15 protein-coding genes and 1 pseudogene are annotated in these 22,012 nt (G+C 59.3%); 11 read left to right on the top strand and 5 right to left on the bottom strand.

Annotation, left to right across the window (positions count from 1 at the left end; translation table 11 throughout):
• The first annotated feature begins 83 nt into the window (after nucleotides 1-83).
• Nucleotides 84-809: an AAA family ATPase gene (locus tag NLY44_RS14135; RefSeq protein WP_023670888.1), complete on the top strand. Its 726-nt coding sequence runs from the start codon at nucleotides 84-86 to the stop codon at nucleotides 807-809.
• Nucleotides 810-888: 79 nt separating this feature from the next.
• Here NLY44_RS14135 and NLY44_RS14130 read toward each other — a convergent pair whose 3' ends face one another.
• Together NLY44_RS14130 and NLY44_RS14125 are read right to left on the bottom strand one after the other, a co-directional pair.
• Nucleotides 889-1,101 (bottom strand): DUF768 domain-containing protein, encoded by a 213-nt coding sequence (locus tag NLY44_RS14130; RefSeq protein WP_023670889.1) that lies wholly within the window; start codon nucleotides 1,099-1,101, stop codon nucleotides 889-891.
• An 87-nt stretch (nucleotides 1,102-1,188) separates the two neighbouring features.
• The gene (locus NLY44_RS14125) at nucleotides 1,189-2,667 is read right to left on the bottom strand and encodes a M10 family metallopeptidase C-terminal domain-containing protein (RefSeq protein ID WP_023701115.1); all 1,479 of its coding nucleotides are present in this window, start codon (nucleotides 2,665-2,667) and stop codon (nucleotides 1,189-1,191) included.
• 999 nt (nucleotides 2,668-3,666) lie between these two features.
• Here NLY44_RS14125 and NLY44_RS14120 point away from each other — a divergent pair.
• From NLY44_RS14120 to NLY44_RS14095, 6 genes and pseudogenes are all read left to right on the top strand, one after another.
• Nucleotides 3,667-4,893 (top strand): glycosyltransferase family 4 protein, encoded by a 1,227-nt coding sequence (locus NLY44_RS14120; protein WP_023805950.1) that lies wholly within the window; start codon nucleotides 3,667-3,669, stop codon nucleotides 4,891-4,893.
• The gene (locus NLY44_RS14115; RefSeq protein WP_023805949.1) at nucleotides 4,890-6,149 is read left to right on the top strand and encodes an O-antigen ligase family protein; all 1,260 of its coding nucleotides are present in this window, start codon (nucleotides 4,890-4,892) and stop codon (nucleotides 6,147-6,149) included. The genes NLY44_RS14120 and NLY44_RS14115 overlap by 4 nt, the downstream gene beginning before the upstream one ends.
• 1 nt (nucleotide 6,150) lies before the next feature.
• On the top strand, nucleotides 6,151-8,148 hold the full coding sequence (gene asnB / locus NLY44_RS14110; protein ID WP_023805948.1) for an asparagine synthase (glutamine-hydrolyzing): 1,998 nt from the start codon (nucleotides 6,151-6,153) through the stop codon (nucleotides 8,146-8,148).
• A gap of 1 nt (nucleotide 8,149) precedes the next feature.
• Nucleotides 8,150-10,345: a GumC family protein gene (locus tag NLY44_RS14105; RefSeq protein WP_023805947.1), complete on the top strand. Its 2,196-nt coding sequence runs from the start codon at nucleotides 8,150-8,152 to the stop codon at nucleotides 10,343-10,345.
• A gap of 69 nt (nucleotides 10,346-10,414) precedes the next feature.
• Nucleotides 10,415-12,583 (top strand): polysaccharide biosynthesis C-terminal domain-containing protein, encoded by a 2,169-nt coding sequence (locus NLY44_RS14100; protein ID WP_031356120.1) that lies wholly within the window; start codon nucleotides 10,415-10,417, stop codon nucleotides 12,581-12,583.
• A gap of 222 nt (nucleotides 12,584-12,805) precedes the next feature.
• Nucleotides 12,806-13,885: pseudogene (locus tag NLY44_RS14095) on the top strand (acyltransferase family protein); the annotation flags it as partial.
• A gap of 151 nt (nucleotides 13,886-14,036) precedes the next feature.
• On the opposite strand, the gene NLY44_RS14090 reads toward NLY44_RS14095, so the two are convergent.
• Both NLY44_RS14090 and NLY44_RS14085 read right to left on the bottom strand, forming a co-directional pair.
• Nucleotides 14,037-15,173, bottom strand: a complete 1,137-nt coding sequence (locus NLY44_RS14090) for an NAD-dependent epimerase/dehydratase family protein (protein WP_084013037.1) — start codon at nucleotides 15,171-15,173, stop codon at nucleotides 14,037-14,039.
• A gap of 159 nt (nucleotides 15,174-15,332) precedes the next feature.
• Complete coding sequence (locus tag NLY44_RS14085; RefSeq protein ID WP_023689781.1) at nucleotides 15,333-16,010, bottom strand: helix-turn-helix transcriptional regulator; 678 nt, start codon at nucleotides 16,008-16,010, stop codon at nucleotides 15,333-15,335.
• Nucleotides 16,011-16,264: 254 nt separating this feature from the next.
• On the opposite strand from NLY44_RS14085, the gene NLY44_RS14080 reads away from it, so the two are divergent.
• Complete coding sequence (locus NLY44_RS14080; RefSeq protein WP_023805943.1) at nucleotides 16,265-17,983, top strand: sensor histidine kinase; 1,719 nt, start codon at nucleotides 16,265-16,267, stop codon at nucleotides 17,981-17,983.
• 101 nt (nucleotides 17,984-18,084) lie between these two features.
• Here the strand turns inward: NLY44_RS14080 and NLY44_RS14075 are convergent, their stop codons facing one another.
• Nucleotides 18,085-18,762 (bottom strand): LuxR C-terminal-related transcriptional regulator, encoded by a 678-nt coding sequence (locus tag NLY44_RS14075; protein ID WP_023670902.1) that lies wholly within the window; start codon nucleotides 18,760-18,762, stop codon nucleotides 18,085-18,087.
• Nucleotides 18,763-19,396: 634 nt separating this feature from the next.
• Here NLY44_RS14075 and NLY44_RS14070 point away from each other — a divergent pair.
• Genes NLY44_RS14070 through NLY44_RS14060 form a run of 3 tightly spaced genes read left to right on the top strand, consistent with a single transcriptional unit; the run spans nucleotide 19,397 to nucleotide 21,997 of the window.
• Nucleotides 19,397-20,125: a nucleotidyltransferase family protein gene (locus NLY44_RS14070; RefSeq protein ID WP_023681041.1), complete on the top strand. Its 729-nt coding sequence runs from the start codon at nucleotides 19,397-19,399 to the stop codon at nucleotides 20,123-20,125.
• A 49-nt stretch (nucleotides 20,126-20,174) separates the two neighbouring features.
• Nucleotides 20,175-21,326, top strand: coding sequence for a DegT/DnrJ/EryC1/StrS family aminotransferase (locus tag NLY44_RS14065; protein WP_023711225.1), 1,152 nt, complete (start codon nucleotides 20,175-20,177; stop codon nucleotides 21,324-21,326).
• Nucleotides 21,323-21,997: a sugar transferase gene (locus NLY44_RS14060; protein WP_023681043.1), complete on the top strand. Its 675-nt coding sequence runs from the start codon at nucleotides 21,323-21,325 to the stop codon at nucleotides 21,995-21,997. Before NLY44_RS14065 ends, NLY44_RS14060 begins: the two co-directional genes overlap by 4 nt.
• Nucleotides 21,998-22,012 lie beyond the last annotated feature (15 nt).

Here is a 22,012-nt window from a genome sequence, read left to right as displayed (position 1 = left end):
TCAAATGAACGTTGGTGTGATCTGAAATCCGGCTAAGCTTGATCCGTAGGGGAATGACTGCTCGTTCGGAGACGCTTGAGCATATGATCATCGAGTTGTTTGGGCCGCCTGGCGCGGGTAAAACCACGCTGCTTCGCGGCCTCTGCCAAGGGCTGGCGAGACACGGCATCAATGTGAAGACAGTAAATGGGTATCGCCTGATTGAACCTGGATCGGCTCAGGATGACGCTCCGGAAATCCGCCATGGCATAGGAAGAATTGGCAAAAAGATTGCCACATCCGGTCCTATCTTGCTGTCGACCTTGCCAAAGGACAGTGTCGCGGCCCGGCTTCTGGCATCGATCCCTCTTCGAAGCCGCGTGTGGTCATGGCGAATGAAGGTCGACATCGCCCAACTGTGCCAGTCCTGGCGCCAAGCGCGGGAGTCGCCCGGTTGCTTCATCTTCGAAGAGGGCATGATTCAGGCTTTGTGTGCGCTGGGTGTGCTGGCTAGAACTCCAAGCCTCGACGCGGTCCGCGAGTGCCTGGCGTTCCTGCCGCGGCCGGATCTCGTTGTGCAACTCGACGCGCCCCAGGAAACGTTACGCCGCCGTCTTGTGGATAGGCATGCGCAGCAACCGCTCCTCGAGGTTATGCTGTTCGAACTTGGCGTGGACAAAGGATTAAGGCAGGCCGAAATCTCAAGAGAGGTCGGCGAGTGCCTGCGCCAGGACCGATGGCCGTTGATACAAGTCAATGGTGCTGAACCTCACGACGTGGACGGGGTCGTCGCGCGCGTTCTGGGAGAGCATGTTGGTCATGCTGCCTAGGCTGGCCCATGACCTATGATCCATGACACATTTATGCATTTGGCGCCAAGCCGGGCAGCATCTGCCGCCAAGCGCGCAATCATGTCGAATCGTGCTGATCGAGCACTTCGAGCATGGTCGTCAACATGCTTCCGACTTCCTCAGAGATTTCCTCGGGGCGGATTCCCGCTCTGATGGCATCCGCCGTTGCTTGGTCCGCAAGTTTCGCCGCAAGAGCCGGATCGGCCTTGGTGTAGAGTGGGATCTTATCCTCTACCCATTTCTGCAGGAATTCGATGCCGCGCGCGCTCATACCAAGTACAAGCTCGGCGGGGCTTCTTGGTTCCGTCAGCCATATTCAAGAACGTCAGACCATCTTGCTCAGGCTGACGTCCCACGGTCACGTCACGATGAACGAGGACGCCGTCAGAGCCAGATGTGGCGATAGAGTGGCAAATTGGATCTGATGTGCGCCGCCCGAGCCGTCGCTGTCAAAGGAAAGCGCGCCGGTCGTGCTGTTATAGACGATGTGATCGCCGCTGTCGTGCGCGGCCCTGCCGGCGTAAAACGCCGAAGAGGGAAGGGCGCCTGTATGCAGGCCGGCAAACACGGTGTGGTCGAGTTGGATCTTGTCGTGGCCCACTTTGAAATCGGTGACCTTGTCGATATTGCCGACCTTGAGAGCCGAATCGAAGACAAAGACGTCGTTGCCGCCATGTCCCGTCAGAACGTCTCTCCCGCCACCGCCGTTGATAGTGTTGCTCCCGGAATTGCCATCAATGGTTTGGGCGAATTCGTTTCCCGTGAGCTTGATGGCGGCAGTTCCCAATTTGCTGGTGGTCGCAAGATGCTCGACCTGCGAGCCGGCCGACAGCGCGTAGCTGACCGATGCCAGCACGCTATCGTTGCCGCTGTGCCGCAGTTCCACCACCTTGTCGCCGGCGTTGTTGACATAGTAGGTGTCGTTGTAGCCGCGGCCCATCATCGTGTCCGCGCCAGCGGTGCCGCGAAGCACATCCGCGCTACCCGTGCCGTAGAAAATGTGATCGCCGGTGCTGGTCGGAGGGACACTTGTGGGCGGAGGCACTGTGCTGGTAGGCGGCGGCGTCGGTTCGCTGGCCGAAGGACCGCTTGCGGTGCTCTGGTTGTGTTGAAGGAACAGAGCCTGCAGCGTCGGCGAGCTCTCAAGCGCCGTGTCGCCCTGTTGAGAACCCCAAGCATACGCATAGTCGAAGGCGGGCGAAGGCGCTACCTTGGCCCAGTGGTCCAACATAGTCTTTTCCTGAGCAACGCTGGGCAGGACATAGCGACCGCCCGTGTCGGTCGTCCAGTCGCCGCCGCCGAAGGTCTGATACACGGGAACGACCTGACTGAGCGGGATGCCCGAGGCGACGGCCGCCGCCACAGTCCTGTCGATCATGTTGTAGTCAATCGTGCTTGTTCCGGTCCGTACCGGGTAGGGATCCAAGCCGTAATAGTCGATATGCGTGTTGGCAGGATTGAATGTGTTTGAAAAGTCGGGGTTAGCGGAAGACCCCATGTTCATCATGGTTATGAAGGTCTTGGCGCCGGGCAGGTGGCTGTGGATCCAGTCTGACTCCGCCTTCAGATCAGCGGCGGTGGCATAAGTTCCCCATTTGCCGGTCGGGTCCGGCTCATCGACGAGGAAGAAGCCAAACACTTTCGGATTGCCGATGAAGGGCGTGACCTTCTGGATAAAGGAGGAGGTTGCACCATCTGCTTCATTGAGCCACACCAGGCCTTTCTGGCCGGCCGGCAAGGCGTTGAGCTGGTCCAAGGAAGATACATCAACAAGATTGAATCCGGCTTTCGCGACCTCGGAGGCCGACCCGCCCGAGGCGTAATGGAGTGTTGTCATTGACATACCCTTCGTCCGATTCGGTAGGCGCCCCACACCTGCCTAGGGAAAGGATCCATTAGCGACAAATCAAATACCGGCGCCCCTTGATAGAATCTTTGATCATACTCCGGAAAACACAACAGCCTCGATGCTACGCAGAGGTATGTAGATGATCCAAGTATGGGGTGCTCAAGCCTGCAACGAAAGCATTGCAGGAAGTCTGCCGGAGCGCCTTGTGCGTTTGCAGTGGCGGCAATCGGCCAATGCGCGCTTGGGTTGCGCGAGCCACCGCCCAAATGCGCGCTTCCGCAGGATTTATTCGAGCTCAGACCGCAAAGGAACCGCGCCCTGGCGAAGCCTCCCATTGCAGCCGCTCAATGCTCCTCGTAAAAAGCCTCGGCGCCAAAATGAGCAAGGCAGTACTCCACAAGGTCATGCGAGGCGCGCGCCGCTGGCAATTGCGGAGAGGCACTGAACTGGATCCCACCGGGTTCAACGGAAAGGCGGGCGTGCCGGTCCGGATGACGGCGAGCATGGCAACGCGGTCGCCCATCCGCGGGAAGAGGCGGCTGGTGGGTCCGACCATATCCAGAGACCGGGTGAAAGCCTGCTTCCAGACGAAGCGATCGGGAGAACTGGCGGTGCGAGTCATCACACCGCCTGGTCGCGATGTTGATCCGGCGAGAGAAGGCGGGCGGAAGTTGCTTTGAACGCGGCGCGCGGACCTTTCGAACACAGCCCTTTTTTATATCCGGCCCGCCGTGTCGTACGCGAAGATGTCGTCCTTGCACCGTCAGACCGGATGAATCCAACTCACTGACCGAGGCGACAGCGATTGTGGCTGCATTGCCGCTTCGTTGATCAGCTTGCTTCATGCAAACAGACGAGGACAGCACGAAAGCCTGCTCCTAGCGTGGGACTGGCTGTTGTGTGTTCAGGGGCGATGAAACCGGCCATGGAAACCGCGGATAGGATCAGCTGTTTTACGCGATTGGTATCGCATCCAGGAGCGACAGGATGAGTCCGCATCTGGTTTGCGTTGGAGGCGAGGATCATAGACTAAGAATCCCGTTTCTTTTGGCGCTTCGCGAAAGGGGTTTTCAAGTCACTGCCGTTTCGAGTGATCTCGGAGCCGCCTTCTCACCCCATGGCATTGCCCATCGCCGATTTGGGTTCGACCGCTTTGGCAGCGGCGGTGCAGAATGGGGTGCTGTAAGCGCGATCCGTGAACTGATGTCCGAACTGCGTCCGGACATCATTCAAAGTTTCGACACCAAGCCCAATATCCTAACTCCACTGGCGGTGCGCGGGCACGTTCCCGTCGTTCGCACCATCAACGGGCTTGGTTGGACATTCTCGTCGCGGGAGCCGCGGGCCCTGGCATTGCGTCCTTTCTTTTGCGGCCTTCAGGGGGTGGCGTCTCGTTGGACAGCCATGACCGTCTTCCAGAATAGTGATGATCAGGCCTTCTTCGAGCGCTATCGGCTGGTGGCTCGCGGCAAAGGGCGACTGATCCGGAGTTCTGGCATCGACCCCGATGCATTCTCGATGGCAAGGTATCGTGGTCCTTCGGCTGCCACGATGCGCGAGGAACTTGGCCTACAATCGGCCCAGGTCATAATATTTGTCGGCCGGCTCACGCGGCAGAAGGGGATTCCAACCCTCATCGAGGCGGTTCCTCGCGTTATCCGCGAGAGGCCCGACGCGCGTTTCGTACTTGTCGGCCCGCAAGACTCCGAAGGTCCGTTTGCCGTCAGCAGAGCCGATATCGAGCGCCATGTTCCCCACGTTGTCGCATTGGGGCCAAGGCGCGACATTCCAGCCCTCCTTGGGATGGCGGATCTGTTTGCGTTTCCGACGCAATATCGCGAGGGAATTCCGCGTGTCCTGCTGGAGGCGGGATTGTCCGGATTACCGATCGTCGCCTCCAACATGCCGGGCTGCAACGATGTGGTTGAGGATGGCTGGAACGGCTATCTCGTGGCGCCGCGCGATGCGGATGGCTTGGCCTCCCGGATAGTCGATATTCTTTCCGACCCCGCCCGTGGCAAGACCATGGGGAGCCGTTCCGTCGGATTCGTGCGGGAGCGGTTCTCGTTGTCGTGGGTCATCGACCAGTATTGCGACCTGTACAAGACAATCCTGGGTGGCAGATATCGCAGCAGGCTTGTTCAAGCTGCGCAGGCGAATCCGAGGGAAGAGGCGGTGCCGAGCCCCCATCGACTGGGCGAGGCGCGGCAATGATGCGTGATGCGCTTCTGGCCTTCGGCGTCGCGATGTCCTACGCGGCGCAACTCAGCATCCCAGGGCTGCCCTTCGGCTACAGCGAACTGTGCCTCACGCTCTGGATAATGCTGTCGATAACGCGAATCCTTGCTGGCGGCCAACTGGAGGTTACGCCGGCACTGGCTAAGCTTGGGCTTTTCTGGCTGATCCTGGCGCTTGCCATGGGCGTGGGTTACATCATCGGTTTTCTGACAACCACGTTGTTCCTGGATCCGTTGTTGCACGACACGCTGGCCTATGTGCTGTTGGCGTGCGTCACCTGTCTGGCCGCTGCGGAGCCCAACGCGTCTTTCCGTTTGCGTCGTATCGCCTGGTGGATGGTTGCTGTCGCGAATGCGGGCTTCATCATTCAGGTAGGGCTTGGTTTCGGCTGGCTCCATCAGGCTGGGGTCGAACCCTGGTACTGGGACCGCTTCTGCGGGTGGTCCGACAATCCGAACCAGCTTGCGCTCTACTGCGCCCTACTCGGTCCACTGGCCTTGCATCTTGCCACAACCACCAGCAATAAATGGGGAAGATGCCTTGCCCTATGCAGCCTCATATTCACCGTTTACGTCGGAAGGCTGACAAAAAGCGATACCTACCTTTATACCACGGTCCTGGCTTGTCTGATCCTTCTCGGGCTGCGGGTCCGGGCCTGGCTGACGAGCGACGGCAATAAGGCGAGCCTTTCAAGGCAGCTTGCCGTCCTGATGGCCGTTGGCTTCCTGCCGCTGGCCCTGTCTATAGCGCCGTATGCCCTCAGCGAGGCCTCCAGCGCCGAAGACTTCGCCAAGAGCCTGACCAAAGACAAGGGCGGGGAAGCGACTGCCCAAACCGCGGCGCTTCGCCTCTATCTCTGGAATGCAGCCTTGGAGAAGGGGGCACGATCGGGATCGCTTGGACTGGGTCCGGGCCCGCACCTAGATAGTCCCCCCGTGGTCAATCAACAGTTTTTGCCGCGGCCCTTCGAGGCGCACAGCACCATCCTGGATCTCTACACTCAGGGCGGCCTGATTTCGGTTCTAGCCCTGATGTGGATCTTCGGCTCAGCTGCGTTGTCCGCCTGGCGGGCGAAGCTGGATGCTCTGGTGGCGCTCGTGGCATCGATCGCCGCCTTCAGTGCTCCGCATTTGGTCATCCGCCATCCGATCGTGTGGTTCTGTCTGACCCTCTGCCTTGTCGCTGGGACGCCGGAAGCGATCCCCGCGATTGTTCGCCAGAGGAGATGCTAGAATGTGTGGGATCGCCGGAATTTTGTTGGCGCCCGATGCACCCAACGCAAGTGCGCTCAGGGCCATCGGACCGATGGCGACGGCGCTTCGTCATCGCGGACCTGACGGTGAGGCCTTCTGGGTGAGCCGTAAAGGGGGGGTAGCCTTCGGCCACCGGCGACTGGCCATCGTCGACCTGTCCGAAGCGGGTCGCCAGCCAATGCTCTCCGCGAGCGGTCGGTATGTCATCACGTTCAATGGCGAGATATACAATTTTCGCAATCTGCGCCGTGAACTGGAAGGGGCGGGCCATCATTTCCGCGGCGCCAGCGACACGGAGGTCATGCTGTGCGCGATCGAAAGCTGGGGCCTTGATGCAGCCCTCGCGCGCTTCGCTGGCATGTTTGCTTTCGGGCTGTGGGACCTGGAGAACCGAACGCTTCAGCTTGCCCGCGACCGAATGGGCAAGAAGCCACTCTATGTCGCCTTGACACGTGACGCGCTTGTCTTCGCCTCGGAGCTGAAGGCGATCACTTGCTTCCCAGGCTTCACCCCGGAACTCGATGTCGATGCGGCGACGACGATGGTTTCCAACGGCTGGGTGCCGGATGACCGTTGCATTTGGCAGGGCGTGTTCAAGTTGCCGCCTGGTTCAGTCCTGTCGGTCACTGCGGCGCAATTCGCCAACGCCCGAGGCACCGGTTCGCTTGCGCATCGCATTCACCCTTGGTGGTCGCTGGCCGATGTCGCCGGCAAGGGACAGCGCGATCCGATAGCCGCCAGCGACGAGGACCTCGCGACCGAGCTCGACAGCCTGCTCCGACTGGCCGTCAAGGAACGAATGGTTGCAGATGTGCCGCTGGGCGCCTTTCTGTCGGGCGGGATCGACAGCTCGACTGTCGTCGCCCTGATGCAGGCACAGTCCCGAAACCCCGTTCGGACGTTCACCATAGCGTTCGGGGAAGGTGGGTTTGATGAAGCTCCCCATGCGGCCGCGGTTGCTCGGCATCTGGGCACCGATCATACGGAACTTCATCTCTCGCCGGCCGCCGCGCTTGAGGTCGTTCCGGAGCTGCCCCGGATTTGGGACGAGCCGTTTGCCGATGAATCGCAGATACCGACGCTGCTGGTGTCGCGCCTCGCGCGTCAACATGTAACCGTGGCGCTTTCAGGCGATGGCGGCGACGAGTGCTTCGCAGGCTATTCTCGACACTTCCTGGCAACCCGCTTCACAAAGCAGCATGAGCTGCCATTGTCATTTCGCCGGCTGTTGGCATCGGGGGCTGGGTTGCTGGCCCAAGCCTCTCAGAAAGATATCTTCGGCAATCTGCCGCTTTCGGCGAATATGCGGCATGGCTTGCGCGGTGACCGCCTGGCTCGCCTTGCCCGCCTGCTCGCGGCGCGAGATGAGGACGAACTCTTTCTGCAACTGACAAAATCTTCAGCCAACGACCTTGTTCATCGCAAGCCGTCGACAGCACCTACCGACACCACAAAGCTCGACGGCCTGCTCTCGCGTCTCCTATTCGCCGACATGACAGGCTATCTACCGGGCGACATTTTGGTGAAGCTCGATCGAGCCACCATGGCCAACAGCCTCGAGGGGCGATGCCCGATCCTGGACCATCGCGTCGTTGAATTCGCCTGGCGCTTGCCAGCCCGTGCCAAAGTCCGAAACGGGAAGGGCAAATGGTTGCTTCGCCGACTGCTTGATCGTTATGTACCACGCCGACTGGTCGACCGGCCCAAGCAAGGTTTCGACGTTCCGGTCGGGACTTGGTTGAAAGGGCCCTTGCGCGGCTGGGCAACCGATATCATTGCCACGATCGGCCGCTCCGGGGACGGGGTCATCGACCGTGAGAAGGTCGACGCATGCTGGCGCAATCATCTGCATGGAAGCCAAGATAATTTCCGCGACCTGTGGCCGGTGCTCATGTTTCAGGCGTGGCGCAACGAAGCCATGCGGCCATCGACGGTCGCCACGCACCCTTCTTACCATATCGAACTGACAGGGGATTGAGATGGAAGGTTCCATAGCCAACCGCGCCCGGCGTCCGCGCGCCAAGCAGATGGAAGTTGGGACACTTGAAACCAATCTGCGCTTGATGCGGCCGCCACGCGAGCCAACGCAATCGTCACCCTTCCACCAGCTCGTCATCATCCTGGCGACGCGAAAATGGTTCTTGCTTGCCATGGCCCTTCTGGGCGGCATCCTGGCCGGACTGGCAGGCTTCACCCGCCCGGTGCTGTTCGAGGCAACGACCCAGGTCATTATCGATGCCCCGAGCAGCAGTGCTTCGGGCGGCGTGGCGTCCGCCCAGGACTCGCTGGAATCGAACATCGATGATCATCTGACGATGCTCTCCTCGCAAGGCCACCTGCGTCGGGTCCTGGCAGCACTGCGCAAAGCCCAACCAGACGACGGTACCGGAAAGAGCGTCGTCAATGCCGTCCCGCCCGCGGCTGGCTCGTTCCTCATCGATCTCCTGAGCAGGGCCTGGAGACAGGATAACACGGTGGCGGAAAATCCGGACGCAGCGGACGCGCCCGAGTTGAAGGCGCTACGCAACGGAATGAGGGTCGGACAAGAGCTGCGATCGCGCGTCATCACCATCGGCTTCACCGATCCAAGTCCGGCGCGTGCGGCACTTGTCGCGAACACGTTTGCCCAGGTCTACATTCAAGATCTGGTACAAAAAAGCCGGGCATCGGATCAGGTTCATCTGGATTCGATAGTCGCCAGCCTTCCGCAAGTACAAAGGGATCTTGTCGAAGCGACAGATCGGCTGGAGACATACCGGCTCACGCATGGCGCCGTCGATCAGACCGCGGCCAACAACGCAGCCAGTGAGACAGCGGAACTCGGCCGGCAGATATTCCTATCGAAAGCCAGTCTTTCCGCGTCGGAAGCGCGCCTTCGCCGTATTGAGGACCTGCGCAAGGCGGGCGCCCCGGTCACGGCCATCGCTGAAGAAATCGGGTCGCCCGTGTTGACGGACCTGGTGACACGCCAGTCGGGTGCCGACGGCGATCTGCGCAACGCGATCGCCCGCGAAATGGAGCAAAGCGTTGCCCGAATCGCTGCCGAGGCAAATGTCTACCGGTCTCAGGCTACGGCTCTTGAAAGTCGCAAGTCGATGCTCGACGCGGCCGTGGCCGACACGGCGAGCCAACTTTCGGGGCTGCGTTCCCTTGAGCCTCGGGTAGCCATCGTGACGCAGCATTACAACGAACTCCTGAGCCGACAGCAGGATCTGATACGTCGCATCGCCGCTCCTTCGCCAGGCGTAGCGGTCCTTTCGACCGCCTGGCCGCCGTCGACCCCCATGACATTGTCGCCAATTTTCCTGATTCCCCCCGGCATGGTCGTCTTTGGTCTCATGGGGGCGGTCATTGTCCTGGTCCGCAACGGTTTCAACCAAACCTTGCGCAGCGAAGCCGAAGCCGAGGCCGAGCTTGGAGTCCCGTGCGTAGGACTGCTTCCCAGGGTTGCGGGACTTAACGCCAGAAAGCTGCGGCATCTGGTTCTGAGCCAGCAGAACTTGCCGTTCAGCCGCGCCGTGACTTCGCTGCTCGTCACTGCGGCGCCAACTCAGGGGAAGGGGCAGCCGCCGCATATCATTCTCGTGACGTCCAGCATCCAGGACGATGCCAAGACCGAGTTGGCATGGAGCCTGGCGCTGGCGGCAACGCGGCTGGGAGGAAGAGTGCTTTTCCTCGATCTCGATCGCAAGGATGTACGGCTCACGAACGGGTTTCGTGGTGAATTCAGCACCGACAAGGCCCGGAACTCCTTCGGCGACTATGTGAATGAACGTTGCGTGCTGAAGGATGCAATTACGAGGATGCCGGAAATCGGTATCGACCTCATGGCCGCTCCAGCACCTTCCGATGATCTCCTGACCCTTCTGTCCACCGTCGACAAATGCCAGTTCACCGAGGAGCTGCGTTCGGCCTACGACGTGGTCATCATGAACGGTCCCCTGGGCCTCGGGGGGCCTGAAACCAGGCTGCTTAAGCGCTGGGCCGATTCGGTGCTTTTTGCCGTTCGCTGGGCAAGGACGAGGCGCAGCATTGCCCGTGGTGCTCTGGATGCAATAGGGACCGGCGGATCCGCCACCGTTCCAGTAGGGAGTGTGCTCACCCGGGTGAACCTGAAGAGGCTAGCCGGCTCCAGGCTCGGAGACAACGCCGATCTTCTGTTGGAGAGGGTTTGAAGATGCGTGTGCGATCTTCAACAGAAGCTCCAGGGAGCGATCGCGCCCCTAAATCGAGCCAGCTACACGATGATCATTGAATTTTTCGGACCTCCAGGATCCGGCAAAACAACCTTCGCACATGCGCTTGCGCAGCAGCTGCGCGGGAAAGGCTATCACGCCAAGGTCGCTCTCAGCTACAAGCCAAGCACCAGGGCCGCCAAATATGATCTCGGAATCTTTCTGTTCATATCACGGATCGTATCGGCGATATTTTCAACAGCTAGAATACTGCTTTTTTCGGCAGGGCGAGCAGATGATATTTCCAATTCCTTTGCAATGGTGAGGATGATACCGCCAAGAAACCGAATATGGCGCGCGCGAATCTGGCGATACATCCTGCACCTTTCGCGTTGCTGGAAGTCTGCGGAGCAATCGCCCGAAATTATAATTTTCGATCAAGGATATGTTCAAGCGATTGGTTCGCTTGCGATGTTTAATGGGAGCACCAACCCCGGAGCGCTGGAAAAGGCGCTCAGCCTCGCACCGGCGGCCGATCTCACCGTCAGGCTCTTGGTGCCAGCTGCGGTCGTGGAAAGTCGCCTTCGTCGGCGGATGGAGCTTGAGCCGCCGGCGGAACGGATTTTCGAGGCCGACTTGAACGTGAACATGCGCTCGTTCGCCGTTTTTGAAGCGATGCATGACCTCCTTACAACATCTGGCCGGGAAATCATCTCCGTCGAAAACACCGATGGTCCATCGACCTTTAAAAGTATTTGTCGGATTGAGAGACAAATACTTTCTGCATTGTCGCGCTTCGATAGGGCGGTCGGCGAAAAGCAAATTGAGTTGCCGGCTCATCGCGCAGATGTAACTGGTTCAGCAACCGCGCCGCCGCGCAACAAGGACATGGGCTCGCGGCTCGCTTGGGCAAGCATATTCGCCTTGCTGATCTATATTGGTGGCGCTGGTTTGACCAGTCTTGCCCAGTTGGCAATTGCACGCCTTATCGGACCTCACAACTACGGCATCTATTCCTACGTTCAGGCTTGGACGTCAGTGCTCGCCTATCTGGCAACGCTTGGCTTTAATGTATCATTGTTGCGTTTCCTCCCGGCCTATAGGGCCAGTGGCAGGCTTGATCTGGCCCGCGGGGTGATAAGATTTGCGCTGCAGAGATCGCTGATAGCGGCAACCTTATTCGGGATGATCGGCGCTGCGTCCGTCCTGTTCCTTTCAGATCCAACGGAAAGAGGGCTTGAGACAAGCATCGTGCTCGGCATGATGGCTGTGCCCTTGGTTACGGCCTATGCTCTCGGAGCCACGCTTGTGCGTGCTTTCGGCGGCGTTGTCTCGGCGTTGTTGCCGGAGCGCATCATGCGAGACGGACTCCTGCTCGTGTTGGTAGCGCTCCTGGCATTGTCGGGATTTCGAACAGTGGATGCGCCCTCGGTGACGATGGCGGTGCTTGTGAGTTCCGCTTTCACAGCGGCGCTGGTGTTCATCATCGCTAGGAGGTTTGAACCACCCGGCCTGGGACACGCCAAGCCAAGTTATGCCTCGAGGGAATGGTGGCTTGCCGTCCCCCCGCTCATGCTCATCACTGGGCTCGATGTTTTCGTCAGTCGGGCAGGAGTCCTGGTTTTGGGCTGGACAAGCCATATTGCTGAAGCGGGTATTTTCGCGCTGGCCTTGAATGTCGCGATGCTCGTGGGCCTGTCCCGTATCGCCGTGGCAACCATGTTTTCGCCAACAGCAGCCGATCTCTACGTCAGAGGCGATCGCAGAGGCCTACAACAGCTGTTCGCGCGCGCAACCCTGCTTTCTGCTGGCGGTGCCATCCTGGTGGCCGTCCCAATGATGGTGATAGTCGAGCCGTTCTTGAGCTATTTCGGTGAGGGTTATAGCGCGGGAGCGCCGATCGCACGGGTTCTGATTTTGGGATATGTCTTTGTCGCGCTGTGCGGGCCCCAACAGAATCTCCTGACCATGACTGGAAATGAATGGGCTGCGGCAACGACGATGGTAGCGGGTGCTGTGGCCAATATAATTGCCTGTGCAGCCGGAGTTGCGGTGTACGGCCTGCTTGGCGCTGCGGTGGGTGTGGCACTTGCACTGAGCATCTGGAGCATTGCCATGGCCGTTTATATCCGCAAGCGACTGAAAATCATGCCAGGCTTGGTTTTTGCCTTGCTGTCGATGAGGCCGAGCGCGGTCGATGCCCGTCAATGGCATTGGTTCTTGAGGGCGAGCAAATGAGACCACTGTTTTCGCTACGGTGATCGCCGTCGTTCGGGCAGGAAGTCACGAAGCCCGGATCGCACAAAGGCCCATAGGGCTGCGCAAACGCTTCGGCGTATACCTGTTCCGGACACCCGCGTCCCCGCGGGCAGCCGATACTTTGCGGGCGGTGTCCGTCATTTGAAGGATGCATCAGTTTCGGAGGTGCACCACGGTGTGCTCACAATCTGCGGAGCATCCATGGAACAAGCCCGAATGGCGAGCGCCTCGGCGCCTGCAGTGCGCCGTCGCTCGGAGAGATCGACGCCTGTCGAGCGCAGCCAACGCGAAACCCTCACCCAGGTCCAGGTCCTGCGCGCCCTCGCGGCTAGTTCGGTCGCGCTGCGACACGCCCAGCATGATGCGGCCACCCTGGAATTACAGGCCGGCCGCACCTTTCAGAGCTGGAATCCGATACCATGGAGCGCTGGAGTCGATATTTTCTTCGTGATTTCCGGGCTTATCATGGTGCATACGTCGCGACAGCTGTTCGCAAAGCCCGGGGGCGCGCGTCTCTTCATTTCCCGCCGGATCGCGCGAATTGTCCCGCTATATTGGGCGCTCACCTCGCTCTACATTGCGGTAGCGGTGGCCGCCCCAAATCTTCTCAACCAGAGCTACGTCGATTTCAGGTTTGTAGTCGAATCCTACTTATTCGTTCCGGCCAGTCGCCCTGACGGCGTCGTTCAGCCGGTCTACGAGTTGGGTTGGACGCTCAATTATGAGATGCTGTTTTACGTGCTGTTCACGGCGACGATCGTGCTGCCCATGCGGTGGGCAGTTACGGTCCTGCTCGCGATCCTGGTTGGGATGGTGCTCTCGGGCGCTCTTGGGGCTCCTTTGCCTGAGCCCTGGGGTTTCTGGACCAATCCGATCATCCTCGAATTCGCTTTCGGCGCGATGATCGGGGTCATGTGCGCCTCAGGCCTGCGGCCTTCCGGCCCAATCAGGGCCTGTATGGCCGCAACGGGACTGGGTGCCCTGATGCTTGCGGCGGCGTTTCCCGATATCTCGGCCGGCTTTGGTCGCTCTGTCGTGTATGGCATTCCGGCGTCTCTAATTGTTTGGAGTGCTGCCTTGGCACCGCCGGGTAAACTGAGGCATGACAGCCTGGCGGCGAGGTGGGCCGCTGGCGTTGGCGATGCGTCATACGCTCTTTACCTCATGCATCCATTCGTGATCCGCGCCATGCGCATATTGTTCTGGCGTACAGGGTTGATCTTTGTGCTCGGCCCGTGGGCCTTCATCGGTTCGGCCTTGGCGATAACCCTCGGCGTGGCATTTATCACCCATCGTCTGTTCGAGAAGCCGCTCACCCGCTATGCGCGGCGCCTTTTGGGGGTCGGGCACAGTACAGGACGGCAGCTTGGGCCCCTTCCAGTGCCGGCGTATCGCCACCCTGTCCACCAAGGAAATGGCGGCGTTGTGCTCACTATGCCGTTGCCGGAAGGCCAGCTGGTCGCACCTGCCCCACAGGGCGTGCATGGAATTCCCGATACCATTCCACGAAACGTTGCACGCCGTCCTCCAGTGTTGTCGCCGGTGCGAAGCCAACGGCGCGGCGGAGGTCCCTGACATCGGCGCGGGTTTCCAGGACGTCACCTGGCGGTAAAGGTACGTTGACGCGAACGGCGCGGCGACCAAGGGCCGTCTCGATGAGCGCGATCAGATGGTTGATTTCTTCCGGCCGATCATTGCCGATATTGTAGAGCCTATATGGCGCCGAACTGGTGGCAGGATCGGCAGCGCGACCGTCCCAACCGGGATCCTGACACGGTGGTTTGGCGAGCACGCGAACAACCCCCTCTACGATGTCGTCGATATAGGTGAAATCCCGCCATACGCGCCCGGCATTGGCGATTTCGATCGTTCGGCCCTCGGCGATGGCATGGGTGAAAGTATAGACTGCCATGTCGGGCCTGCCCCAGGGGCCATAGACGGTGAAGAAGCGCAGTCCGGTTACGGGGAAGCCGAACAGATGGCTGTAGGAATGCGCCATGCATTCGTTGGCGGCCTTGGTGGCGGCGTAGAAGCTCACCGGATGATTGGCACCATGATGCTCGGAAAAGGGTATGCGTCGATTGGCGCCATATACGGAGCTCGACGAGGCATAAACGAGATGGCTAACGCCCGCGTGTCGGCAGCCCTCCAGAACGTTGAGAAATGCGACTATGTTTGACTCCACATAGGCATGCGGGTCGACGAGCGAATGACGCACCCCGGCCTGGGCGGCCAGATGCACGAAGTGCGATGGCTGGAATTCGCAGAACAGCGCTTTCACCAGCGACCGGTCCGCCAGGTCGAAGCGCTTCGGCGTGAACCTCGGCTCGGCGCAGAGCCGTGTAAATCGCGCCTCCTTCAGCTTCAGATCGTAGTAAGGCGTGAAGTTGTCGACGCCGATGACCTCGGCGCCGAGCCGCAAAAGGCGTGACGCAACATGAAATCCGATGAACCCAGCGGCGCCCGTGACGATGATCGGCCCCGTGTGCTTAAGGTTCGACGCAGCACCATCCTGCAGCGCGTGAACGATATCCGCCAGCTTGTTGACCTTCGAATCTGCTTCGGCCATGGCAAGTCACTCCCGTTTCCAGGTTCCGCGTTCCGCGCTATCTCGGCAGCGCTTGAACGATCGGAAATGGCGCCGCCGGCCTTGTGATCTACGCGACAGCGCGCTCAATGCGGGCCGCCGCTGTCTGAATCAAAGCGGATGCAGACAGCAGTCGATTTCTCATGGCAAAACCGAAATGCGCCCCAAAAGAGCCACTAGTTCCGCCTGACGCCTCGTGTCGGTCTTGGCGAACAGCGAGGCGAGCTGAGAGCGAATAGTCGTGCGACTGAGATGCCAGCTACGGGCGATCTCCAGGGGCGCGTCGCCATGGGCGAGGCGTAGCGCCAACTGCGTTTCCGCGCTGGTCAAACCGAACATCCTTTGCAACGTGCGAGGGTTGGCCGCCGATTTGTTATCCCGGTCCAGCAATGCGACGACGGTTGTCCCGTCCGGTGTAACGACGCCCGTCTCGTTCATGGTCACCGGCCTGTCGCCTCTGCTGTGGATCACTACCCATGAGAGTGAGCCCGGCTGGAGGTGGACCGGAACATTCGCGACCAGCCGCCTCAACCCGGCAGCAAGCTCGACGGCTGTATCAGTTGCTTCGCCCTGGCGTGCGAGGGTGTCCCGAGCGGCAGCGTTCCATTCTATTACTTTCTTGTCTCGGTCCAGGACGAGATAGCCGCAACCCATACGATCAAGCATGCCGGTGATGGATTCCAGGCTGCGTCGTCGAGATCCGCCGACCCTTGCGTCCGGTCGGTCCACAAGGCTTATCGGCCTTTCGTGGCGGGTATCGTTCAATACAATGTATTGCCTGCCTGCAAGCGCATCGTTTCGCGTTTCAATCAGTGTCATCGCTTCCACCCAACCCATTGCTACTGACGCAAATCAAATCTGATGAAGTTGCTGCTTCAACTTGAATTTCCACATACTGCGAGAAATCTGCGAATGGTTTTTCCGCAGCGTCTCTTGGATATATCTTTCTGAAGAGCGCTCCTGACACCATGATTTTATTCGCCGGCAAAGTCATGGCAATCGGGCAATGGGATTAGGTGCCACCCCTTCGGCCTAGTCTCGACGGACTAGACCGAAAGTTGTAGTCTTTGCGCATGGGTTCGGACCTGCGCTGGCTCAAATCGAATGTGTCGAGCACTACGTGGGCTCATCTAGCTTCGCTTTTGGTGTTTGCAGCATCGATAGCATTCGAGGCGATAAGTACGGTATATGGCGGCCAGCCGTTGCCGCTTGTTGCGTTTATCCCCATAACCGTTGTCATCGTGTATCTTGAGGGCCGTTTTGTTGCCATCGCAGCAACGCTTCTGATGGCGGTCGCCGGCTTGTGGATGCGACACCTGTTGGACGGTCACCTCACTGGTCGAGACTGGACCGGGGCCGTCTTCCTTCTGGGTTCGGGTAGCCTGATCGCAACCGTGTTCCACCGCCTGCGACAAGATCTGCACGGCGCGCTCAGGGTGGCAGAAGCGAGGCTCGCTGCCATCGATGCTGCCGCCTTGGGCTTTGCTAATACCAATCGCCATGGCGAACTGCTGCAGTCGAACAGACGGCTTTTGGAGATGACCGGCTACGCGCACAAGGAACTTGCCCAACTGGAGCTGGAGGAACTCATTTTCCCCGACGATCGAGGTACTGTGCGGAAACTTTTGCAAGATTTGGGCAATGGGACCGCGTCGGCGACGGATATCCGCGTTTTGCGCAAGGATGGCACGGCATTTTGGGCTCACCTGGCCCTGTCTTCGTCGCGGCCGGACGAGGCGCCAAATGAGAGCGTATTCGTGGTGGTTGACGATATTTCCGAGCGACAAGCGGCACGCGAGGCCCTTCGGGCTCAGAAGGAATGGCTCGATCTCGCCGTATCTGCCGGGCGCCTGGGCACATGGCAAATAGACATTGAGGATGGGACAGTCGCCGGCTCCGGCAAGTTCTGGGACATCCTTGGTCTGCCTCCGGCCCCAGTCCGCCGCTTGGAAGAACTCTCGGCCGTAATCCATCCCGTCGACTGGCCGAAGTTGTCCGCCTCGGCAAAGCCTTCATCGGCATTGAACTTTGACGTCGAGATTCGCGTCCGGCAAGTGGATGGTCACACACGCTGGATTGCATTGCGTGGACGGCAGGAAGAGCACGGCGACCGCAAAATGCGCATCGGGGTGGCGGCGGATCTGACCGAACGTCGACAAACAACTTTGCTTCGCGCCGCCGTAAAGAGACGCGAGCGCATAATGCGCGAAGAGCGCCATCGGTTCAGCAATGTGTTTCCAGTGATTAGAGCTCTGGTCAACATGATCGATATTCCCGACAATGATGTTGCCAAATACAAGGAGATGTTGATCGATTGGATTCGAACACTGGAGGCGACCCATCGCATCCTTTCTCGTCATGCCAACCTGTCAGGGATGCTCCATGAACTCGTGGACCGGGAATTGCAGCCCTTCAAGGAGACACGCGACATTACGATCAGTGGACCTTCCCTCACTGTGCCAAGCGGCGCCGCCGAGGGCTTGGCGATGATCCTTCACGAGTTGACGACAAACTCGGTGAAACATGGTGCGCTGGGTGACCCGAATGGCAAGGTCGAAGTTAAGTGGCGATTTGCATCCGAGGACGAAGGTGACGACCTCGTGTTCGATTGGGTGGAATCGGGCCGACGGAAGAGTTCAAAAGTCGTACGCCGCGGGTTCGGGTCACTGATAATCGGTGTGGACAGCACGCCGCTTGTCGGGCATTCCCCGAATATGGAAATAACCGAAGATGGCCTTCGATATTCGCTGCGTGTATCGCGCAAAGAAATTGAGGAATTTGGATTGCAATAGAGCCCCTACAAGTCGAAGCCGAATTGGCCAATTAACCGATGGTGTGGGCCCTTTGCTGCGATTTCCTGCAAGCAAACTCGGGCCGGTTCGAGGGGCATACGTCAACTCGCCTGTCTCGTCAGCCAGCTTTGGAGCAACACAGCTGCTTCGGTACGGTTTCTAACCCCAAGCTCACGCAGCACGGCTGCGGCATGGATTTTCGTTGTCGCCTCGGCAATGTCCAGATTACGGGCAATCTCCTTATTCGAGTACCCCTCTGCCATCAGCTTGAGGACGTCCTTCTGTCTAGACGTCAGCCTAGCGACGTCGCCCGAGCCCTCGTGCCGGCGGCTGGGATTTTGAACCGGAGGTGGGGGGGCATGCGATCTCTGGTCGGCAGACGTTCGAGATAGCAGAGATGGCACATAGATCCGGCCAGCGAGGATTTCGTTTACAGCCAGCACGACTTCTTCGTCGCTCTGCGATTTGACGATATACCCGTGAAGTCCGATCGAAAGCGCGGTCAGTATCTCCGAGCGGGAATCATCCCCGGAAACGATCGCAAAGCGAGTGTCAGGATAGGCAGCCATAAAGTCGCTGAGCACTTCCTGATGGAACAGCCCAGGCATGTTCAGATCGAGGATCGCAAGATCGATGGACGCCTGCTCCTCTAAAAGATTGACCGCGGCATCGAAACACGAAGCTTCGAAAATTTCGGCGCTTGGAATTCCAGCCATGAGTGCCAGCCGGAGACCACGCCGATATAAGCCGTGATCGTCGGCAATGACGATCCGAGCCATGCAACTACCCCAACGCGTTACTCGGTTCCCGACGAGAAAACCCGCTGGAACCTCCCATTCGCCTATGATCGACAATCCGTGGTGGTCCTAAAATGGCGGCCATCCACTGGTCAACGCATCACAGTGATGTCCGCAGCGTCCCATCCACGCACATCCAGAACGTCTAATATAATACTAAATTGCGAAGCTCATCCATAGATTTTTAACCCTGGCGTGCGGTGCCTGTCGGCAAAACGATGCCGGTTTCCCATCTCTGGGTCCAAAGCCAGCTGTTCAGGACCATCGTAATCATGTGGCATCTGTTATGTCGCCACCCGCTGTCGCCGGACCTGTAGGCCGGCCCGGCCCGGGCGGATCGCAGCTTTCTTGAAAGCAACTGCTTTCGTTTTATCGCCGTCATGATCAGTGCCCAATCGCGCTTCTATCGGCTGTTGATCTCGTGGCCATCTAATACCTTGAACGTTTTGAATCCCTACCATTCAAATGCACGACGACAGCCGCCCCGGCTGTCACATACCTTTTCACATATGATGTTCGGATTGCCGCCGAGGTTTGGCCGGATTTGAGGGTGTGCCCTGGCCGGACAATGGAACACCGATCCCGAACAAAGCCAACTGCAGATCAGGAGGATCGAATGAAAGCGGTGATTCAATGTGGTGGGATGGGTACGCGCCTTCGACCGTTTACATCGGTCCTGCCGAAACCATTAATGCCGATAGGGGCCAGGCCTGTTCTTGAGTTGCTTTTGAAGTGGCTGCGGCGCAACGGCATTGAAGAGGTATATATTACGACAGGGTATCTAGGACATTTGATCCGGAGCGTCTGCGGCGATGGATCGCAATGGAACTTGAAGATCAAATATACCCAGGAAATGGAGCCACTCGGCACCGTCGGACCTCTCTCTCTGATTAGGGATGAACTGAACGAAACATTTGTCGTTCTGAACGGCGATGTCCTCACAGATCTAAGCCTGAGCCGGTTTGTAGCCGCGCACCGCTTGCATAGGGATCCCGTTACGATCGCCACGGCGTGCCGTCATATCAAGATGGACTTCGGGGTCATCGACGAGATCGACAATACCGTCCAGCTCTTCCGGGAAAAGCCGACGCTTTCCCATCTCGTCAGCATGGGGATTTACTGCATGAACCCAGATGTCCTGCGGTTCATTCCGTCCGGGATCCCATTTGGGTTCGATGACCTGATGCTGCAGATGATGCAGGGCGGCACGACCGTGCATGTTTACAAGCATGACGGTCTTTGGCTCGACATCGGTCGTGTCGATGACTTCCAGAATGCGCAGGCAATTGCCTGGGAAGATCAGTCGTCCTCAATCGAGGTCGCGGCTGCCGCCGCAGCCGCATGAAAGTCTGATGCAGAGGTCTAGCCACTAACAAGGCTTTCAGGAGGTCAAGATGCTCTTGGTGAGCGCCCCGATCCTAGGCGTGCCAGAGAAGGCAGCCCTGTCGCAGGTGATTGATAGCGGCTGGCTTACGATGGGGGACAGGGTACGAGAGTTCGAACAGGCCTTTGCCAGCATGCATGGCGCGCGAGATTGCGTTGCGGTTGGTTCCTGCACCGCAGCGCTCCATCTTCTCCTCCATGCTTTGGGCATCGGCCCTGGCGACGAAGTACTGGTTCCTTCGCTGACGTTCGTGGCGACGGCGAATGCGGTGCTGTATGTAGGGGCGACGCCGGTCTTCGTCGATATCGAGTCCGTCGACGTGCCGTTGATCTCGGTTGCGGAAGCCGAAGCGCGGTGCACGACGCGCACGAAAGCGGTCATTCTCGTTCACTTCGCCGGGTATCTCCCCGATCGGGAACAATGGCAGCGGTTCGCCCGGCTTCGCGGGCTGCATATCATCGAGGACGCTGCGCACGCGCCCGGGCTTAGGGAAGTCGGGACCTTCGGCGCCGCGGCCGCGTTCAGCTTCTATGGCAACAAGAACATGACAACGGCCGAAGGGGGCGCCGTGATTGCACGTGACCCCGATCTGCTCGACAGGGTTCGCCTGGCCCGCGGGCACGGAATGACCACGGGGACGCATCAGCGGCTGAACAGTCGTACGCCGCAATATGATGTCACGATGCTCGGGTTCAACTACCGAATGGACGAGATGCGAGCGGCAATAGGGCTGGTTCAGTTGCAGAACCTGCAAGAGTGGAACGAAATCAGGCGTATCATAGCTGTCTTGTACCGACGCCTGATCGCGGACCGTTGCCCAGCTATTGTCATTCCATTTAGCGAACCCCGGACGTCGGCTTACCACATCATGCCGATCGTCCTGCCGCGCTACGTGAGCCGGCAGGATGTCATCGACGAGTTGCGGACACAGGGCATACAAACCACCATCCACTACCCGCCGGTGCACCAAATGACGTTTTACCGCGAGCGCCTTCCCGGCGTGAGTTTGCCCCACACAGAGGATTTCGCTCAGCGAGAGCTCACAATTCCGCTGCACCCCCAGGTCACTTCCGCCGCCGCCGAATCAGTCGTGGCTGCCCTGGCAGCCGCGCTCAAAACAGGCGCGCTCAAAGCAGGCGCCCAAAGAGGAACTGCTGCATGAATGCGTTAGACCCTGCCTTTCACCGGATGTTCGTTCCAAATCCTGATCACGGCTTTGCGAGACGCGCAATCGATCTTGCGGTGGCGGGCATCGCTACCGTCGCATTGGCGCCATTGATGCTGCTGATCGCCGGAGCGCTTCTGCTCGAGGGCGGTGGCTCGATCTTGTTCGCTCAGACCCGCATCGGGGCCGGCGGCCGAACCTTTCGCATGTACAAATTTCGCAAATTCGGTGTGAACTGCGGCTCTCAAGGCCTTGCGCTGACGGTCGTGGGCGATACACGCATGACCACCGTTGGCCGCTTTCTCGCAGCGACGAAGCTGGACGAACTACCGCAGCTGTGGAATGTCCTCAAAGGCGAAATGGCGATCGTCGGTCCACGACCCGAGAGCCTGGCTTTCGCCGATTGTTTCCGGGGCGAGCTTAGGGCCGTGCTGCAATACAAGCCAGGCCTGCTGGGTCCAGCCCAGGTCGTTTTTCGGCACGAAGCACATTACTTCCCCCAATCCGTGGATCCGATCGTGTTCTACCGGGAGGTCATGTTCCCCGCCAAGGCAACACTGGACCTCTCGTATTATCCGCGACGCACCATCGTCTCCGACCTCGCGTGGATGGTGCGGGGAGTGCTGGCAGTGGTCGGTTGGGTTCCGGTACCGCCGATCGACGTTTGAATATCCAAGGGAAGC

This window comes from Mesorhizobium sp. C089B (genome assembly GCF_030323125.1).
Taxonomy (GTDB): domain Bacteria; phylum Pseudomonadota; class Alphaproteobacteria; order Rhizobiales; family Rhizobiaceae; genus Mesorhizobium.
This window is presented reverse-complemented; position numbering and strand designations above follow the sequence as displayed.

Excerpts from the sequence above, each read along its gene's own strand:
- NLY44_RS14135 (WP_023670888.1), top strand. The coding sequence starts at position 84 with ATGATCATCGAGTTGTTTGGGCCGCCTGGCGCGGGTAAAACCACGCTG.
- NLY44_RS14085 (WP_023689781.1), bottom strand. The coding sequence starts at position 16,010 with ATGACACTGATTGAAACGCGAAACGATGCGCTTGCAGGCAGGCAATAC.
- NLY44_RS14125 (WP_023701115.1), bottom strand. The coding sequence starts at position 2,667 with ATGACAACACTCCATTACGCCTCGGGCGGGTCGGCCTCCGAGGTCGCG.
- NLY44_RS14080 (WP_023805943.1), top strand. The coding sequence starts at position 16,265 with ATGGGTTCGGACCTGCGCTGGCTCAAATCGAATGTGTCGAGCACTACG.
- NLY44_RS14090 (WP_084013037.1), bottom strand. The coding sequence starts at position 15,173 with ATGGCCGAAGCAGATTCGAAGGTCAACAAGCTGGCGGATATCGTTCAC.
- NLY44_RS14065 (WP_023711225.1), top strand. The coding sequence starts at position 20,175 with ATGCTCTTGGTGAGCGCCCCGATCCTAGGCGTGCCAGAGAAGGCAGCC.
- asnB (WP_023805948.1), top strand. The coding sequence starts at position 6,151 with ATGTGTGGGATCGCCGGAATTTTGTTGGCGCCCGATGCACCCAACGCA.
- NLY44_RS14100 (WP_031356120.1), top strand. The coding sequence starts at position 10,415 with ATGATCATTGAATTTTTCGGACCTCCAGGATCCGGCAAAACAACCTTC.
- NLY44_RS14075 (WP_023670902.1), bottom strand. The coding sequence starts at position 18,762 with ATGGCTCGGATCGTCATTGCCGACGATCACGGCTTATATCGGCGTGGT.
- NLY44_RS14130 (WP_023670889.1), bottom strand. The coding sequence starts at position 1,101 with ATGAGCGCGCGCGGCATCGAATTCCTGCAGAAATGGGTAGAGGATAAG.
- NLY44_RS14060 (WP_023681043.1), top strand. The coding sequence starts at position 21,323 with ATGAATGCGTTAGACCCTGCCTTTCACCGGATGTTCGTTCCAAATCCT.
- NLY44_RS14105 (WP_023805947.1), top strand. The coding sequence starts at position 8,150 with ATGGAAGGTTCCATAGCCAACCGCGCCCGGCGTCCGCGCGCCAAGCAG.
- NLY44_RS14070 (WP_023681041.1), top strand. The coding sequence starts at position 19,397 with ATGAAAGCGGTGATTCAATGTGGTGGGATGGGTACGCGCCTTCGACCG.
- NLY44_RS14120 (WP_023805950.1), top strand. The coding sequence starts at position 3,667 with ATGAGTCCGCATCTGGTTTGCGTTGGAGGCGAGGATCATAGACTAAGA.
- NLY44_RS14115 (WP_023805949.1), top strand. The coding sequence starts at position 4,890 with ATGATGCGTGATGCGCTTCTGGCCTTCGGCGTCGCGATGTCCTACGCG.